Genomic DNA, 16,154 nt, shown 5'->3' on the forward strand with positions numbered 1-16,154 from the left:
TGGCAGTCATAAGTCAGGATTCAAGATTCAGGAGTCAGGAAGCGCAGGTCTGGTTGCACACTGCGCTACCTGACGTTCTGGTTATTTTTTCAGGTTGTTGGTCAGGGTTTCCAGCATATCCATCGGCAGGGGGAAGACGATGGTGTTGGTCTTGTCGTTGGCGATTTCCGTCAGGGTCTGCAGATAACGCAGTTGCAGGGCGGAACCCTGCCGGGCGAGGATTTCTGCGGCATTGGACAGTTCGCCGGCGGCCTGGCGTTCGCCTTCGGCATGTATGATCTTGGCGCGCCGCACCCGCTCGGCTTCGGCCTGTTTGGCGATGGCGCGAATCATGCTGTCATCGAGATCGACGTGCTTGATTTCCACGTTGCTGACCTTGATGCCCCAGGCATCGGTTTGTTCGTCGAGAATCTTCTGAATATCGGCGTTGAGCTTGTCGCGCTCGGAGAGCATTTCATCCAGCTCATGTTGTCCCAGCACGGAACGCAGGGTCGTCTGCGCCAGCTGGCTGGTGGCCGAATAGTAATCCTCTACCTGAATGATGGCCCGCTCCGGATCGACGACCCGGAAATAGAGCACGGCATTGACATGCACCGAGACATTGTCCTGGGAAATCACATCCTGGCTGGGAACATCCATGACGATAATCCGCAGGTCCACCCTGACCATTTGCTGGATTAACGGGATGACGATGATGAAGCCGGGACCCTTGACCTTCCAGAAGCGACCGAGTGTGAAAATGACGCCGCGTTCGTATTCTCGCAGAATGCGGATGGCGCTGAGTAAAAACGCGACTATCAGAATGATAATAATATATAAAGTGTAATCGCTCATGTTACTTCTCCTTGGTTGGTCGGCTCGTCCAGCAGTTCCACCTGCAGGGTCAGTCCATCGGCCGCGATCACCCGGACCCGTTGTCCCGGCTGTAGCGGCTGATCGCAGGTGGCCTGCCAGTGTTCACTGTGAATCAAAATGGTGGCCCGATGATCGCCGGCGGTGATAACCGTGCCGGTGTCCGCGAGCAGTTGCTCCATGCCGCTTGCCACCGGTCGTCGTCGTGCTTTGAGGGCCAGGCCGATGACTACGATAAACATCAGAAGACTGCTGAGGGCAAACGCGGTGATGACCCCCGGGTTAATGCCGTATCCGGGCGCACTGGTGTCGATCAGAATGATTGAACCGAAAACGAAGGCGATCAGCCCGCCGATACCGAGAATGCCGAAGCTGGGCTGATAGGCTTCGCCGATCATCAGGGCAATGCCAAGCAGCAGCAGTGCCATGCCGGCATAATTGATCGGTAGTAATTGCAGGGCGTATAGCCCGAGTAACAGGCAGATGGCACCGATGGTGCCGGGAACAATGGCGCCGGGACTGGAGAATTCGAATATCAGGCCATAAATCCCGATTAACATCAGGATATAGGCAATATTGGGATTGGTGATCACGCTAAGCAAACGACTTCGCCAGTCGGGATTGGCGGTTTTAACATCCATCTCCAGGGTATTGAGGATGACTGTCTGGCCCAGTACTTCCAGCTTCCGCCCGTCGAGCTGTTGCAGCAGATCGGCCGTGCTGCGTGCGACCAGGTCGATGACGTTCTTCTCCAGGGCTTCACCGGCAGAGAGACTCGCGGCCTGGCGTACGGCCTGTTCGGCCCATTCGGCATTGCGTCCGTGTAACGCTGCCAGGCCCTGGATATAGGCCACTGCATCGTTGATGGCTTTGCGTTCGCTGGCCGATTTGGCGTCCCCGGTCTTGTCAGACTCGCTGTCGGGCTGTTTGTCCGGTTGACCCGGGCTCCCGAGTTTGACCGGGGTAGCGGCCCCCAGGTTGGTGCCTGGCGCCATGGCGGCAATATGACTGGCATAAAGAATGTATGTGCCGGCACTGGCCGCGCGGGAGCCGGTGGGTGCGACATAGGTCACAACCGGAATCGGGGAATTGGTGATAGTTTTGATAATGCCGCGCATGGCGCTGTCGAGCCCGCCGGGCGTGTCCATACGAATGATTATCAGGCCGATCTGCTCACCACGCGCCTGGTTGATGGCCCGGGTGATATAATCCTCCGTCGCCGGACCGATAACCTCTTCAATGCTCAGCTGTAACACACCGGGGGATGAGGCGTTGTCCGCGCTGACGGCCGGAGCGGAAAAACTGAACAATGTCAGGGATAACAATAATAACCGGGATAATTTCAACGTCATTAAACTCACTCGCCAGGGTTTCCAACAAGCATAGCCGTTGCCCGGGTGCTTTTCGAGGGAGTCAGTATGACATCGGGGAGAATAATGAATTTCAAGATCAACAGGCTTGTTCTGGCGGTTGTCGGCCGCCGGGCCGGTTCCCGGGCGGGCCATGCTGCCATGCTGTTTCTGGTTCTGGTTTTGCAACCGGTATGGCTGCCGGCTGAAGAACAAATCAGTCGTGAAGAATATGTGGCCCAGTCCCACGAGGATTTACTGGGGCCCTGCAAGAGTCCGGCATTCGTCAAATGCCTGGGCACGACAGAAGCGCAATGCCTGCGGCAGGTCAACCAGCTGGTCAGGGATTGCAGTCGCAAGTTACCCGCGATCATCACCACAAAGAATTTCGACACGGTTGCGGATGATTATGCCAGCTGTGTCTTCGGTGGACTGCAGGAAACCTTCGGCATGAGCAGCGAGGAGATCGGCCAGTGTGAAAATCGCGCCGGTCTGCGCTGAGCGGCGTTCCCTCTGTTCCCCGGAGTCAAATCAAATCAAATCGGGCCGGTCTCCGCGATGCCGGTCTCAATGCGGCTTATTTCAGGGACAGAACCGCTTTTTGTCGGTGTCGAAATTCCCAGCAGTGATGAATTTTTGGATTGCGTTCAAAATCGCGCGGCAGTGTCTGATGATGAATATCCGTGATATCCAGCGCTGTCAGCGCCTGCTCGTCCAGTTTGAAATTGCGCAGGTTGGTGGAAAACAGCAAGACGCCGTCCTTGCGTAACCGCTTCATGCACTGGCGAATGAGCCAGACGTGATCGCGCTGGATATCCAGATTCGTCTGCATTCGCTTGGAAGTGGAAAAGCTGGGCGGATCGAGAAATATCAGATCGTACTGTGGGGCAGTAACCTCCTGTTGCAGCCATTCCACACAATCGCGCTGGATAAAGCGATGCTCGCTGCCGTTCAGGTCGTTGAGTTGCATATTGCGCCGCGCCCAGTCGAGATAGGTTTTTGACATATCGATCGTGGTGGTACTGCGGGCACCGCCATGGGCGGCATAGACCGTGGCGGTGCCGGTATAGGCAAACAGGTTAAGAAAATCGCCGCCCGTGGCCAGCTCGCCGAGACGGGCGCGCACCAGGCGATGATCCAGAAACAGTCCGGTGTCGAGATAATCCTCGAAATTGACCCAGAAACGACAGCCGTCTTCCGTCACCGGGTGAAAGTGGCGTTGCTCGGCCAGCTTTTCGTACTGGGCCGTACCTTTTTGTCGCTGACGGACCTTGAAAAAGAGTTGCTGTTCGTCGATCTGCAGGGTATCGAGAATCACGCCGAGGGCTTCACGCAACCGTTGCCGGGCCCTGGCGCTGTCCACGCTGCGCGGCGGTGCGTATTCCTGGACATGAACCCGGCGCTGGTCTCCCTCATAGACATCGATGGCCAGTGCGTATTCGGGCATGTCGGCGTCATACAGTCGATAACAGTGAATGTTTTCCCGTGCCAGCCAGCGCGACAGCTGTTTGCGGTTTTTCTGCAGCCGGTTGGCCAGCATCCGGGCATTATCGGTGAACTCCGCCGGCGTCAACGGCCGGGGATAACCGCGCGGGGTGATGTCGTGCCGGTTATCTACCGTGTAGTGGAACAGCTTGCATTCGATGGGGCCATTATACAGGCTGTGACGGCGCAGACTGCGCAGTTGCAGCTGACCGGTGAGTTCCGGGTTGCCGGTGAACAGGGCCACCTGCCAGCCGCTGAACTGTTGTTTGAGTAACTGACCGAGTTGTTGATACACCAATGGCAGATCGGAGTCGCTGCCCAGTCGCTCGCCGTAGGGGGGATTGACGATGACCAGGCCGGGTTGCAGGTCGGGGGCGGGTTGCAGCTGCTGCAGCGACTGGCAGTGCAGTTCAATGGTGTCCTCCAGATCGGCGGCCTGGACATTTTGCCGGGCGCCGTCGATGGCCCGTTCATCGATATCATAGCCGTGGATGGCCGGCAGGCGGCTCAGACCCTGCTCACGGCGCTGTTGGGCTTCGTCATACAGCGTTTGCCACAGGGCCGGTTGATGCTGCCGCCAGCCGCTGAAACCCCAGTACTCCCGCAGCAGCCCCGGAGCAATGTCCCCGGCAATCCAGGCACCTTCAATGAGCAGGGTCCCCGAGCCACACATGGGGTCCAGCAGCGTCCCCTGTTCACGCGCAATCGCCGGCCAGCCGGCGCGCAGCAAGATGGCGGCGGCCAGATTCTCTTTCAGTGGCGCGGCGCCGCCGGCCCGCCGATAACCCCGCCGATGCAGGGAATCGCCGGCGAGATCCAGGCTGATGCTGGCCTGGTTGCGATGCACATAGACATTGATCCGCACATCGGGCCAGCCGGTGTCGATCGACGGCCGCTCGCCGTCGCGATCGCGGAATTGATCCACCACGGCATCCTTGGCCTTGAGCGCACCGTACTGGCTGTGTGTGATGGTGGACTGGCTGCTTTGAAACTGGACGGCAAAGGTATCGGTGACGCCGAAATGGTCGCGCCAGTCGATCTGTTGCACGCCCCGGTAAAGGGCCTCGGACGAATCGGCCGTGAAACTGGCCAGTTCCAGCAGGACCCGATTGGCCACCCGGCTCCAGAGACAGACCCGGTAAGCCTCCTCGAGGGTGCCGCGAAAACGGACCCCGCCACGGGTTTCCTGCGCCTGCTCGATGCCCAGCGCATGCAGTTCTTCGGCCAGGAGCGACTCCAGGTGGAGGGGGGCGGTGACAAACAGGGCGTAATCGGACATGATGGGTTGAACCGCGGAAAAAGCGGGTAGTTTACCCTTTAATGCCCGGTTGCGGGCAGTCCCCGACCGTTTGTGCGGGATTTATTTCACGGCAAATTCGCGCCCGGTGCCCCGGGCAGGCTGGTATTCGGGAGCCGCTTTGTTATGATGATGGCGGTCGCCTGAACCGGATAACAAGAACGACACTTTCGACTCTGCCGATACAGTATTATGGAATTTTACGCGACTGCCCGCCTGCCGTTTACCCCCAACGAATTGCAACGCTATTTGCGCATCGACAACCTGCCATCATGGTGTGCGTCGATCGAAACCGTATTATCCCATCAGGGCGAGCGGGGACGCATTTATTGCCTGTGGGGCGAGTTTGCCATACACCAGGAAATACTGCGGGACGGGGTACGTTTTACCCTGCCGGGCTGTCCCAATGCCGTGCAATGGAGCGTGACCGCCGACGCGGATCGGGGCCCGGGGCAGGTCGTGGTTCATTGCACGATCAACCGGCAACAGCCCGAGCCCGAATTTGTCGAATCGCTGGAACAGTTTGTAGCCGACTGGAAAGCGGGTCTGGAAGACTGGCAGGCCCGTCTGCAGGAACTCGCCGTCGATCGGTCGTCGGCTGAATGTGCCCCCTGGTACGGCTAGCCTTGCAACGTCGCGCTCAGGGCCTGCCTCTGAAGCGGCCTGGTAAGGTAATGCCGTTTTGCCGCGCATGAACAGGCAGGCGTTGCCCCAGGCTCTGAGCGACGATTGAAATCCCTATCCTCCCATGTTCCGTGACTTTCGCAAGATGCTAGAATCATTCATGCTATATCCGATAAGGAAGCTGTTATGAATCGAATGCTACCGTTAATCGTATTGCTTTTAAGCAGCCGGGGTGTTGTTGCCGCCGACCAGGCGCCCTGGGGCAGTGCCGAGTCGCAACCGTATGATTATCAACCCCGGAAGGTGGTCTATGATGTGGCGGTATCGAGTCGCAAGCAGTTCGAGCAGGTGCTGGACCGGGCCAGTTATCTGAGCCAGGTCTATCACGCCGATCCGTTTGCCGCCTCGATCGTGCTGGTCTTACATGGCGATGAAATCCCCTTTTTCGGTATCAAGAACTATCTCAAGTACAAGGAGCTGGTCACCCGGGCCCGGAGCCTGACAGTGGGCGATGTGATCGACATTCGCATGTGCCGGATTGCCGCCCGGGGCCATGGTTATGACCCGGAAGATATCCACGGGTTCGTCCAGATGGTCCCGATGGCCGATGCGGAAATTATCCGTCTGCAGCGCGAGGAAGACTACGCCTACATGCAATAACCCGGTTATCCGGACAAAAACAGAGCAATTTGAATGAATTTTGTATTAACTTGCCGGTATAGTTTAACCGGTTTTGACAGGCACTGACCCCATGGCGAAACAACAGAGCGGTTCAACGCCGTTTAAAAACCCGCGCAGTCATCTGACAGTCCGTAACGCCACCAACCAGGATGTTCCGGCCATCGCCGCCTTGACGGACCGGGCGTATCGCAACAGCAGCGGTCAGTCGGGTTATTCGGAAGGCTCGATTCGCGGTCAGATTAACAATTATCCGGCCGGTCAGTTCGTGGTGCTGGTGGACGACCAGGTGGTCGGCTACTGCGCCACGTTCCGTATCGCCGGCAAGGTGGCACTGCGCCCCCACACCTGGGCGGAAATTACCGGTAATGGCTATGCGTCCCGGCATGATCCGGAAGGCGAGTGGCTGTACGGCATGGAAGTGGTGGTCGATCCCGAGTACCGCGGTTATCGCATCGGCAACCGCTTGTATAACGAACGCAAGAAATTGTGCGAATCACTCGGGCTCAAGGGAATTGTGTTTGCCGGCCGTCTGCCGACCCTGGCCAAGCGGATTAAACGTTTCAGCTCGGTCGAGGAGTACATCGAACAGGTCAAGCAGAAAAAACTGCGTGATCCGGTGCTCTCCTTCCAGTTGCGCAATGGTTTCGAGATTATCGGCATCATCGAGGACTACCTGGATTCCGATCGGGAATCGCTGGGCTATGCGGTACATCTGGTCTGGCACAACCCCAAGGTGCCGCAGGAGGAGGAGCAGGAACGCAGCAAGCGCTATGGCGAACGCTTGCCGGATACGGTGCGTATCGGCACGGTGCAGTATATGCAGCGCCGGGTACGATCCTTCGACGAATTCCTTGGCATTGTCGAATACTTTGTTGATGTGGTGGCTGACTATCAGGGTGACTTTGTGGTTTTCCCGGAGATGTTCACCCTCCAGCTACTGTCCATCGAGGATCAGCAGCTGCGTCCGTCCGAGTCGATTGAAGCATTAACCAAGTACACCCCTCATTTTGTCGAAGCCTTGCGGGAGATGGCGCTGCGCTACAATATCAATATTATCGGCGGCTCGCATCCGACCCGGGTCGAGAGCGGCCGGGTAGAGAATATTTCCTACGTGTTTTTGCGCGACGGGCGGGTCCACGAGCAGGCCAAAATCCATCCCACGCCCAACGAGGTTTACTGGTGGAATATCGAGGGCGGCCGCGCGGTCAATGCCATCGAAACCGACTGCGGTCCTATCGGGGTGTTGATCTGCTACGACTCGGAATTCCCCGAGCTGGGGCGGCACCTGGTGGATCAGGGAATTCAGATTCTGTTTGTCCCGTTTTGTACGGACGAACGCCAGAGTTACCTGCGGGTCCGTTACTGTTGCCAGGCCCGGGCGGTTGAAAACCAGCTTTATGTCGTTATGTCAGGGAATGTCGGCAACCTGCCGAATGTCCACAATATGGATATTCAGTATGCCCAGAGCTGCATCCTGACGCCCTGTGACTTTCCCTTCGCGCGTGACGGGATCGCGGCCGATACCACGCCGAATGCCGAAACGGTTGCGATTGCCGATTTACGCCCGGAAACCCTGCAGGTGGCCCGTAACAGCGGCACGGTCCAGAATCTGCATGATCGCCGTCACGATCTTTATAATGTTCAGTGGCGTGGAAAATAATCGTTTTAACTTCTATTTTTAAACGAACACGGATTTGGCGAGAATATTAATGACGACTTATCTTGAAGGCCTCTGGCCCCTGACACCCTGGCAACTGGTTGTATGGACGCTGGTTGTGACCCATATCACCATTGCCAGTGTGACCATTTTTCTACACCGGGCCCAGGCGCACAACAGTGTCAAACTGCACCCGATCATCAGTCATTTTTTCCGTTTCTGGCTGTGGCTGACCACCGGCATGGTGACCCGCCAGTGGGTGGCGATCCATCGCAAGCATCACGCCAAATGCGAAACCGAGGAGGATCCTCACAGCCCGCAGGTCAGGGGAATTCGCAAGGTGTTGTTGCAGGGCAGCGAGCTGTATCGCGCCGAATCGGTCAATCAGGAAACGCTGGAACAGTATGGCAAGGGTACCCCGGATGACTGGCTGGAGCGCCATGTTTATACACCCCATCCCTTTGTCGGCATCATGCTGTTACTGGGGATGAATGTGCTCCTGTTCGGTCCCATCGGGATTACCATCTTTGCGGTGCAAATGCTCTGGATTCCGATCTGGGCGGCGGGGGTGATCAACGGCATTGGTCATTACTGGGGCTATCGTAATTACGAAACCCGCGATGCATCGCGCAACATTGTCCCCTGGGGGATTCTGATCGGCGGTGAGGAATTGCACAATAATCATCATGCGCATGCGGTGTCGGCCAGGCTGGCCAACAAGTGGTGGGAGCTGGATATCGGCTGGGTCTATATTCGCCTGCTAAGCCTGCTCGGACTGGCCCGGGTTCGTTCCGTCGCCCCGCGCATCCGACGACTGGCCGACAAGCAAGTGCTGGATATGGAAACCCTGCGGGCGGTGATGCGTAACCGCTTCCATGTGCTCAAATTGTATGGTCGACAGGTTGTCATACCGGTTTTACAGGCAGAACGACATGCCCTGGATGATGAGCTACCGCCGGTTTTACCGTCGTTTACGCAAATGGATGACGCGCGAGGATCTCAAGCTCGACCATCAGGAGAATCGGATTCTGAACGAGACATTGAGCCAGAACCAGACCCTGGAAACGGTTTATCGCTTCAAACAGCAGCTCAAGGACTTGTGGGCCCGCTCGGCGACCAACTCCGCCCTGCGTCTGCAATGGTTGCAACAGTGGTGCAGTGATGCCGAGCGCACGGGCATCGCGGCGCTGGAGGACTTTGCAAGGAACCTCAGAGGCTACACTTTGCAGAATCATTAAGTGGTTACTGTGCCCAGCCTCTTTGGGGCAAATATCGCATGTTTGGCGTGATGCGGGCTGGTATTCTGCGCGCCTGCGGCCCGGTTTTATATGAGCAGCAGGGTCAGCACTCCCAGTAGATAAGTTATTATCAGCAAGACACTCTCCCAGCCGATATTGCCCGGGCCATGACGTTCCCGGTGCAGTAAACCCACCATCAGTATGCCGCTCATTATCAGGGTGATCGCCAGCCATGTTGATTCCGCCGTCGATATGGCCGCGTAGATCGAACCGTCGCGGTAAGCGAAATCCGAAACCGCGATAAACAGTGTATCGAACAGATTCCCGCCGATAATATCGCCGACCGCCAGCGTCAATGATTTCATTCTCACTGCCGCCACCGCAATCACCAGTTCCGGTAGTGAAGTGGAAACGGCGGTAAAGATACCTCCGACCACACCCTCACTCAAACCGGTTTCCCGGGCGATAAGCATGCCGGTCTGGGCCAATACCCAGCCGGCCGCGGCCACCATTGCGGCACAAATGGCAAACTGGTACCACAGTTTCCCGAGCGAGGGGGAGTGGCGACTCGGTTTTTGCGTCGACTCATGCCGGGTATCGCGTGTATTTTTCGGCGTCCACATCGGCATCTGGTGTGTTCTGGAGAGGATATGGATACCGAACAGGTAGATAATGATCAGCACCGGACTGGCAGGATGTACTCCATAAATACTGGTATGGGGAACCGTGGTGGCAAATAACAGAAAGCTCAACAGGATAATCAGAAAGGCCGTCATTATCAGGTTTTCCGCGGAAGCGGCTGCATGCTCCAGATTGACCTTGCGATAAAACATATCGGCAATGGCGAGAAACAGCATCTGGGCCGCGATGCCGCCAAGCGCATTGCTGACCGACAATTCCGCATAGCCATAGCTGGCCGTCGTCACGGAAGTCATAATACCCGAGAGGGAAGTGGAGGCGCCGATAAAGACGGTCCCCATCAGGGCCTCGCCCATACGGGTCCGGATGGCCAGCTGACGGGCCACATGGGTCATCCTGACGCCGAAGATGGCGATCACAACGGCGGCAGCCAGGAAGATCAGGATGCCAAGTGGCAGGGAAAATTGAAAGATGCCGGATGCCATGATTTACTTCATAATTAGCCGGTCGGGTTAGCTATTACTATAATGCTTGTTTGATTATGCACGAAATGGTCAAAAAATCGAATGCCTGGTATGTCTATATGCTGCAATGCAGCGATAACAGCCTTTATACCGGTATTACCGTCGATCCCGAGCGCCGGGTTGTTGAGCATAACCAGGATAACAAACTGGGTGCCCGGTATACGCGTGCCCGGCGCCCGGTGAAGCTGGTCTACCGGGAATCCTGCGCCAGCCGCTCGGCGGCCGCCAAACGCGAAGCCGAAATCCGCAAGCTGACTCGCCGGCAAAAGCTCGCGCTGGCAGAAGATTTTATAGCGACATATGAGGAGGCTGTCTCTTGACGGAGATCCATTCAAAGCTGCTGAAGGACTGTCTTTTGCTCGGTAAAATGCCGTTGTGTCATGTATTGTTAATGCAGGATGCCAACTACCCCTGGTTTATTCTGGTGCCCGATCGCGAGGGTATCGAGGAGATTTACCAGTTGTCACCGGCGGAACAACGCCAGCTAATGAATGAGTCTTCAAGCTTCGGGGAGGCGATCATGAGCGGGTTTAACGGGGATAAACTCAATGTAGCGGCGCTGGGCAATGTGGTTCCGCAGCTGCATATCCACCATATCGTGCGACACCATGATGATCCGGCCTGGCCGGCCCCGGTATGGGGCAAGGTGGCGGCCCGGCCCTATGATGATAAATCCCGCGAGCAGGTAATAAGGCTACTGAAACAGGTGCTGAGCGAGGATATCGAATACCGGGTGTAATACCGGGTCAATCGAAAGTTATCAGTGAGGAGTGATTTCCTGCACGATTACCCAGGGGGCGACCACCACGCTCCAGAAATCGGGTTCCTGTTCGGTCCATTTCAACGCATGCTCGTCATGCGCGCGGACAAGCTGCTCTTGCTGAATCCACTGTTCGATTCGACGCCTGTCATCCTCGGCGAATGCCGCGGCAACGTCAATCAGATCCAGCTGTGGACCGACGACCACGACGACCCCGCGAGCAAAGTGGCGTTGCACTTCGGACCAGGCGAGTTGTCCGGTTTCCAGATTCAGCTTTTGCCGCAGTTCGGCGGCATTGAGTTCAACAGGTTCGTCTGACATGACAGAGGGCTTGTTAGATAGACGTCGAAATTATACCGAATATGGCCGCTGCGGGGCCATGGCCGGCTCCCCTTTAATGGGGGAGCAGATCAATCAATTCGGGATTTTCCAGCAGTTTGTAGGAAAAGATCAACGAGGCCGCGGTCCAGACCTGATGACTGTTCGAGCGCCGACCGATCAGGCGCCCGGAACGGCCGTCATAATACTCCGGCCATTCATCCAGCGGCAGTTTGTTCAGGGCGATCTGGAAGGCGCGTTCGGCCAGGTCCCCACGGCCGGTTTTCTGCGCCGCGGCTACGAAAGGCCATAGCAATACGGGCCAGTTCCCGCCATTTTGATACGACCAGGCTGCGTTTTTCGGATCACTACCGGTGCGAACCTGCCATTCCAGTCCTTCCATGGCCGGATAGATGATTTTCAATGGCATGGCGCCGACCAGGTCCGGCCAGCGCAGTTCATACAGGCGAATAATCCGCTCGGACTGTTCATCGGAGGCCAGACCGAACATGATGGCCAGCATATTGCCCAGGGTGAAATATCGAAAATCGATACGTCCGGGACCCACATTGCCAACCAGATATCCGCAGTCGTTGGGCATCCACTCAATCACCCAGTCGGGAATCGACTCGGGATAGACATTGAGGACATTGACACTGTCGTGGCCGAATTCCTCGGTGGTATAGCGGTGAATTTCATTCAATCGGCTCAGATCAAGCCAGTAGAACAAACGCACGTAGCTCTGCAGGGCCTGTTCACGGGTCATGGCGGTGTCGACCAGGGAGTGATCGCCCTGGGGATCCTTGTCCTCGAGCAGGGAATGGGTGATGCGCAACACCCCGTAGAACAGGGCCTGAATCTCCAGGGGATGGCCATATATCCCCATGCGTCGATCGATCATGCTGCAGGCGTCGGGCACCAGCAGGGCCGGGGTGACCTCAAAGGTATCCTTGAGACACAGATGCAGGATCTGTCGCATGGCCTGCTGAAAGTCGGCCCGTTTGGCCAGTGAATCATCGCCGGTACTGCGAGTGTAGATGAACAGCAGAATCAACCACCACATCATGGAATCCACCGGGGCCACCCGGCCTATGGCTTTTTCGCCAAAGTCGGCCTGCAGTCGCTCGTTACCGTCGAAATCGGTGGCGACGGTAAAACTGGCCGGCATGACACCCGGCTGGATTTCGTGACCGGCAACCGTGCGTTCGCTGGTTCGCAATTCCAGAACCGCCTCCAGAAAATTGCGCACAATTTCAGGCTTGCCGTCCGCCAGAAATACCAGCGCGGAGGGGACAAAGTCGCGAATAAAGCATTCTTCATAGTTCGCTGCCGCAAGGTGCGTGTGTTTCAGTGCGGCAACGGTGCCCACCGGTTTGCCGCGATAATGGACAATCGATTGATTGAGAATCTCGTAAGCGCGTTCTATGATGTGTTCTACGGACATAATAAATGCTTAACCTGATTGGTCAGGAATTGGGTCGATGACGATTATAAACATATGTTCAGTTATCATAAATACCTTACAAATTTTATGCCAGAAAAGTTTGAAAGCGGTCTGTGTGACCACAGGCATCGCTTGTATGACAGATAGGCTGAATGGCGCCCGAAGGAGACGGGTATGACAGGATGGTCAACGCAGATGCGACCGGTGGTCTTTGGCGAAGTATTGTATGATATTTTCCCGGATGGCACCGAAGTTCTCGGCGGTGCACCGTTTAATGTCGCCTGGCACCTGCAGGGACTGGGACTGGCGCCGCTGTTCGTCAGCCGGGTTGGCCATGACCGACTGGGGGACCGGATTCTGCACGCCATGGATCAGTGGGAAATGGATACCTCGGCCGTATTTCAGGACCCCGACCATCGCACCGGCCAGGTCCAGGTCAGCCTGGAAAACGGCCAGCCCGATTTCGATATTGTCCCGGATGTCGCCTATGACCATGTCATGCCCGATATGGTCAATCATCTGTATGATCATCCTGCCTATGGCACACTGTATCACGGCTCATTGATCAGTCGTCTGCCGGATTCGGCGCAGACCCTCTCTGTGTTGCGCCAGAGCGCACCTTCGATTTTCGTGGATATTAACCTGCGTGCCCCATGGTGGAACAGGGCGCAACTTGCTGAGCTATTACAGGATATAAACTGGATCAAGCTGAACGACAACGAACTGGCCACGCTGAGCGATTGCCGGATTGATAATAATCAAAGTATTGAGAAGACCGCGCGTGGCATGCTTGAACATTACGGCTGGCAGGCGGCCATTGTGACGCGCGGTAGTGAGGGGGCCATGCTGGTGAACCCGGAGGAAACCCGCCAGATCGCGCCCGTCGAGGTTGGGCGTCTGGTCGATACGGTCGGGGCCGGCGATGGCTTCAGTGCCGTCTGGCTCGCGGGGCTGCTCAGAGAGTGGCCGGATGAAGTTAAACTGCAACGGGCCGTGGAATTCGCTTCGGCGATCTGCCGCTTGCGCGGCGCTATCAGCCAGGACGAGGAGTTCTATCGCCATTACCGCTATCTCTGGACGCTATGAAAAATAATAACGGTGAAGACAAACTGTATATAGTTTTAATCAGCGTACATGGTCTGATCCGGGCCAAAAACCTCGAACTCGGGCGTGATGCTGATACCGGCGGTCAAACCCTGTATGTAGTGGAACTGGCCAGAGCGCTTGCAGAACGGGACGATGTTGCCCGTGTCGATCTGCTGACCCGGCTGGTGGAAGATCCCAAGGTCGATTCTGACTACAGCCGCCCACAGGAAGAGCTCTCCCCAAAAGCCAATCTGATCCGTTTGCGCTGCGGACCCCGCCGTTATCTGCGCAAGGAAGTCCTGTGGCCCCATCTGGATGAATTTATCGATCATGCCCTGCAGCATATTCGCTCGGTTGGCCAGGTGCCGGATTTTATTCATGGACACTATGCCGATGCCGGACTGGTTGCCGCCCGCGTGGCGGGCCTGCTGGGATCGCCGATGATATTTACCGGCCACTCACTCGGCCGGGAAAAACAGCGTCAGTTGCTTACCAAGGGAATCAAAAAAGAAAAACTGGAGTCACAGTATAATCTGAGCCAGCGTATCGAAGCCGAAGAGATCGCGCTTGGCACGGCGGCCATGATTGTCGCCAGCACCCATCAGGAGGTCGAGGAGCAATACGCCAAATACGATAATTATCATCCCTCACGTATGGAGGTCATCCCGCCGGGCGTCGATATCGGTCGTTACCGACCGCCGGAGCAAGATGAAAAGCCGGCGGAAATTGCCACAGAGCTTCAGCGTTTTATCCAGAAACCGGAAAAGCCAATGATACTGGCGCTTTCCCGCGCCGACGAACGTAAAAATATCACGACTCTGGTCAAAGCGTATGGCGAGTCTTCCGAGCTGCAGAAAAAAGCCAATCTGGTACTCATCGCCGGTAACCGGGATGATATTACCCAGATGGAAAAAGGTCCAAGAGAGGTGCTCAAGGAGCTGCTGTTACAGTTCGATAAATATGATCTTTATGGCAAGGTTGCCTATCCCAAACACCATAATAGTGACGATGTGCCGGCGCTTTACCGCCTGGCGGCACAAACATGCGGGGTGTTTGTTAATCCGGCATGGACCGAGCCGTTCGGGCTGACCCTGATAGAAGCCGCGGCCAGTGGTCTGCCCATTGTGGCAACCAATGACGGTGGTCCGAGTGAGATCATTGCCAATTGTCAGAATGGCATTTTGATCGATCCCCATGATAGTGAGGGGATTGCCGATGCACTGCTCACGGCCCTTTCGGATCGCAAGCAATGGCGACTCTGGTCAAAGCAGGGTTATGAAGGCGCTCATCGGCATTACAGCTGGGAAGGCCATGCCAAAACCTATCTGGAGAAAATCAGTGGCTTTCGTGCGGACCATTACCGTGCGCCTTTTGTGCCGACAGGTAAAACGCGTCTGGTTTCGCTGGACCGGATTGGATTTACCGCCATCGATAATGCCCTGTTTGGCGATAAGGCCGCGCTCAAACGTCTGTTGAGCTATCTGAAAGAAAACGGCAAGGATATTGGCTTTGGACTGGCTACCGGACGAACTCTGGACTCAACTCTGAATTTTCTCAAGCGTTATAATCTGCCAACCCCGGACATTCTCGTGACGTCGGTCGGTACGGAAATTCATTACGCGCATCAGGACGAACGTATTGTGGAAGATAATCTCTGGAGACGAAATCTGGATTATCGATGGGAGCCGCGAGTCTTGCGCAAGGCCATGGATAAATGTCCGGGCGTTGAACTGGCGCCGGAAAGTGAACAACGCGAACACAAGATAAGCTACAAGCTCGATCCCGAAAAAGCGCCGAGCGTCCGGGAGATAAAGCGCCATTTGCGGCGCCACGATCTGCACGCCAAGGCAATTCTTTCGGAGAAAACCCACCTGGATTTATTACCTATTCGTGCCTCCAAGGGGCTGGCGATACGTTACTTGTCGATGAAATGGGGAATTCCACTGGACCGTATCCTGGTTGTCGGTGACTCGGGTAACGACGAGGAAATGCTGCAGGGCAGCACTCTCGGTGTGGTCGTTGCCAACCACAGCCCGGAACTGGACAAGCTACATGACAAACCCCGGATCTATTTCACGGAAAAAAGCTATGCCGACGGGATTATCGAGGGGATCGAATACTACAACTTCCTGGATAAAACCCGGATTCCGAATGACTAGCAGCTGATTGTCTGGTAATAACGCAAAGGACGCTAAGACGC

General features: G+C 56.2%; 14 protein-coding genes and 1 pseudogene. 9 read left to right on the plus strand and 6 right to left on the minus strand.

From position 1 onward, the window contains the following. Nucleotides 1–81 precede the first annotated feature (81 nt). Complete coding sequence (locus U5K34_RS11490; RefSeq protein ID WP_322568537.1) at nucleotides 82–834, minus strand: slipin family protein; 753 nt, start codon at nucleotides 832–834, stop codon at nucleotides 82–84. Then, entirely contained in the window at nucleotides 831–2,204 is a 1,374-nt protein-coding gene (locus U5K34_RS11495; protein WP_322568538.1) for a nodulation protein NfeD, read from the minus strand. Before U5K34_RS11495 ends, U5K34_RS11490 begins: the two co-directional genes overlap by 4 nt. Before the next feature lie 84 nt (nucleotides 2,205–2,288). Between U5K34_RS11495 and U5K34_RS11500 the strand changes: the two genes are divergently transcribed. Then, the gene (locus U5K34_RS11500; RefSeq protein WP_322568539.1) at nucleotides 2,289–2,702 is read left to right on the plus strand and encodes a hypothetical protein; all 414 of its coding nucleotides are present in this window, start codon (nucleotides 2,289–2,291) and stop codon (nucleotides 2,700–2,702) included. Between the two features lie 76 nt (nucleotides 2,703–2,778). On the opposite strand, the gene rlmKL is transcribed toward U5K34_RS11500, so the two are convergent. Beyond that, nucleotides 2,779–4,965, minus strand: coding sequence for a bifunctional 23S rRNA (guanine(2069)-N(7))-methyltransferase RlmK/23S rRNA (guanine(2445)-N(2))-methyltransferase RlmL (gene rlmKL, locus U5K34_RS11505; protein WP_322568540.1), 2,187 nt, complete (start codon nucleotides 4,963–4,965; stop codon nucleotides 2,779–2,781). Between the two features lie 210 nt (nucleotides 4,966–5,175). On the opposite strand from rlmKL, the gene U5K34_RS11510 reads away from it, so the two are divergent. The 4 genes and pseudogenes from U5K34_RS11510 to U5K34_RS11525 all read left to right on the plus strand — a co-directional run bounded on the left by U5K34_RS11510 (nucleotide 5,176) and on the right by U5K34_RS11525 (nucleotide 9,183). Then, the gene (locus U5K34_RS11510) at nucleotides 5,176–5,607 is read left to right on the plus strand and encodes a hypothetical protein (RefSeq protein ID WP_322568541.1); all 432 of its coding nucleotides are present in this window, start codon (nucleotides 5,176–5,178) and stop codon (nucleotides 5,605–5,607) included. Nucleotides 5,608–5,793: 186 nt separating this feature from the next. Continuing rightward, complete coding sequence (locus tag U5K34_RS11515; protein WP_322568542.1) at nucleotides 5,794–6,267, plus strand: hypothetical protein; 474 nt, start codon at nucleotides 5,794–5,796, stop codon at nucleotides 6,265–6,267. 91 nt (nucleotides 6,268–6,358) lie between these two features. Continuing rightward, nucleotides 6,359–7,948, plus strand: a complete 1,590-nt coding sequence (locus tag U5K34_RS11520; protein WP_322568543.1) for a GNAT family N-acetyltransferase — start codon at nucleotides 6,359–6,361, stop codon at nucleotides 7,946–7,948. Between the two features lie 34 nt (nucleotides 7,949–7,982). Continuing rightward, a pseudogene (locus U5K34_RS11525) lies at nucleotides 7,983–9,183 on the plus strand (fatty acid desaturase). Between the two features lie 86 nt (nucleotides 9,184–9,269). Here the strand turns inward: U5K34_RS11525 and U5K34_RS11530 are convergent. Further along, nucleotides 9,270–10,307 carry a hypothetical protein gene (locus U5K34_RS11530; protein ID WP_322568545.1) on the minus strand — a complete coding sequence of 346 codons (1,038 nt, stop codon included), beginning with the start codon at nucleotides 10,305–10,307 and terminating at the stop codon, nucleotides 9,270–9,272. Between the two features lie 56 nt (nucleotides 10,308–10,363). On the opposite strand from U5K34_RS11530, the gene U5K34_RS11535 reads away from it, so the two are divergent. Both U5K34_RS11535 and U5K34_RS11540 read left to right on the plus strand, forming a co-directional pair. Beyond that, nucleotides 10,364–10,666, plus strand: coding sequence for a GIY-YIG nuclease family protein (locus U5K34_RS11535; RefSeq protein WP_322568546.1), 303 nt, complete (start codon nucleotides 10,364–10,366; stop codon nucleotides 10,664–10,666). Next, nucleotides 10,663–11,085 carry an HIT domain-containing protein gene (locus U5K34_RS11540; protein WP_322568547.1) on the plus strand — a complete coding sequence of 141 codons (423 nt, stop codon included), beginning with the start codon at nucleotides 10,663–10,665 and terminating at the stop codon, nucleotides 11,083–11,085. The genes U5K34_RS11535 and U5K34_RS11540 overlap by 4 nt, the downstream gene beginning before the upstream one ends. Nucleotides 11,086–11,106: 21 nt before the next feature. Here U5K34_RS11540 and U5K34_RS11545 read toward each other — a convergent pair whose 3' ends face one another. Together U5K34_RS11545 and U5K34_RS11550 are read right to left on the minus strand one after the other, a co-directional pair. Beyond that, nucleotides 11,107–11,427: a DUF2288 domain-containing protein gene (locus U5K34_RS11545; RefSeq protein WP_322568548.1), complete on the minus strand. Its 321-nt coding sequence runs from the start codon at nucleotides 11,425–11,427 to the stop codon at nucleotides 11,107–11,109. A 73-nt stretch (nucleotides 11,428–11,500) separates the two neighbouring features. Then, complete coding sequence (locus U5K34_RS11550) at nucleotides 11,501–12,868, minus strand: glycoside hydrolase 100 family protein (protein WP_322568549.1); 1,368 nt, start codon at nucleotides 12,866–12,868, stop codon at nucleotides 11,501–11,503. 174 nt (nucleotides 12,869–13,042) lie between these two features. Here U5K34_RS11550 and U5K34_RS11555 point away from each other — a divergent pair, with 174 nt between their 5' ends. Both U5K34_RS11555 and U5K34_RS11560 read left to right on the plus strand, forming a co-directional pair. After that, entirely contained in the window at nucleotides 13,043–13,954 is a 912-nt protein-coding gene (locus U5K34_RS11555; protein ID WP_322568550.1) for a carbohydrate kinase, read from the plus strand. Further along, nucleotides 13,951–16,113, plus strand: a complete 2,163-nt coding sequence (locus tag U5K34_RS11560; RefSeq protein ID WP_322568551.1) for an HAD-IIB family hydrolase — start codon at nucleotides 13,951–13,953, stop codon at nucleotides 16,111–16,113. Before U5K34_RS11555 ends, U5K34_RS11560 begins: the two co-directional genes overlap by 4 nt. The last annotated feature ends 41 nt before the right edge of the window (nucleotides 16,114–16,154 follow it).

The organism is Thiohalophilus sp. (assembly GCF_034521165.1).
Taxonomy (GTDB): Bacteria; Pseudomonadota; Gammaproteobacteria; order UBA6429; family Thiohalophilaceae; genus Thiohalophilus.

Coding starts and splice junctions, on each gene's coding strand:
- U5K34_RS11515 (WP_322568542.1), top strand. CDS start 5,794: ATGAATCGAATGCTACCGTTAATCGTATTGCTTTTAAGCAGCCGGGGT.
- U5K34_RS11490 (WP_322568537.1), bottom strand. CDS start 834: ATGAGCGATTACACTTTATATATTATTATCATTCTGATAGTCGCGTTT.
- U5K34_RS11495 (WP_322568538.1), bottom strand. CDS start 2,204: ATGACGTTGAAATTATCCCGGTTATTATTGTTATCCCTGACATTGTTC.
- U5K34_RS11530 (WP_322568545.1), bottom strand. CDS start 10,307: ATGGCATCCGGCATCTTTCAATTTTCCCTGCCACTTGGCATCCTGATC.
- U5K34_RS11560 (WP_322568551.1), top strand. CDS start 13,951: ATGAAAAATAATAACGGTGAAGACAAACTGTATATAGTTTTAATCAGC.
- U5K34_RS11535 (WP_322568546.1), top strand. CDS start 10,364: ATGCACGAAATGGTCAAAAAATCGAATGCCTGGTATGTCTATATGCTG.
- U5K34_RS11545 (WP_322568548.1), bottom strand. CDS start 11,427: ATGTCAGACGAACCTGTTGAACTCAATGCCGCCGAACTGCGGCAAAAG.
- U5K34_RS11510 (WP_322568541.1), top strand. CDS start 5,176: ATGGAATTTTACGCGACTGCCCGCCTGCCGTTTACCCCCAACGAATTG.
- U5K34_RS11555 (WP_322568550.1), top strand. CDS start 13,043: ATGACAGGATGGTCAACGCAGATGCGACCGGTGGTCTTTGGCGAAGTA.
- U5K34_RS11500 (WP_322568539.1), top strand. CDS start 2,289: ATGAATTTCAAGATCAACAGGCTTGTTCTGGCGGTTGTCGGCCGCCGG.
- rlmKL (WP_322568540.1), bottom strand. CDS start 4,965: ATGTCCGATTACGCCCTGTTTGTCACCGCCCCCCTCCACCTGGAGTCG.
- U5K34_RS11520 (WP_322568543.1), top strand. CDS start 6,359: ATGGCGAAACAACAGAGCGGTTCAACGCCGTTTAAAAACCCGCGCAGT.
- U5K34_RS11550 (WP_322568549.1), bottom strand. CDS start 12,868: ATGTCCGTAGAACACATCATAGAACGCGCTTACGAGATTCTCAATCAA.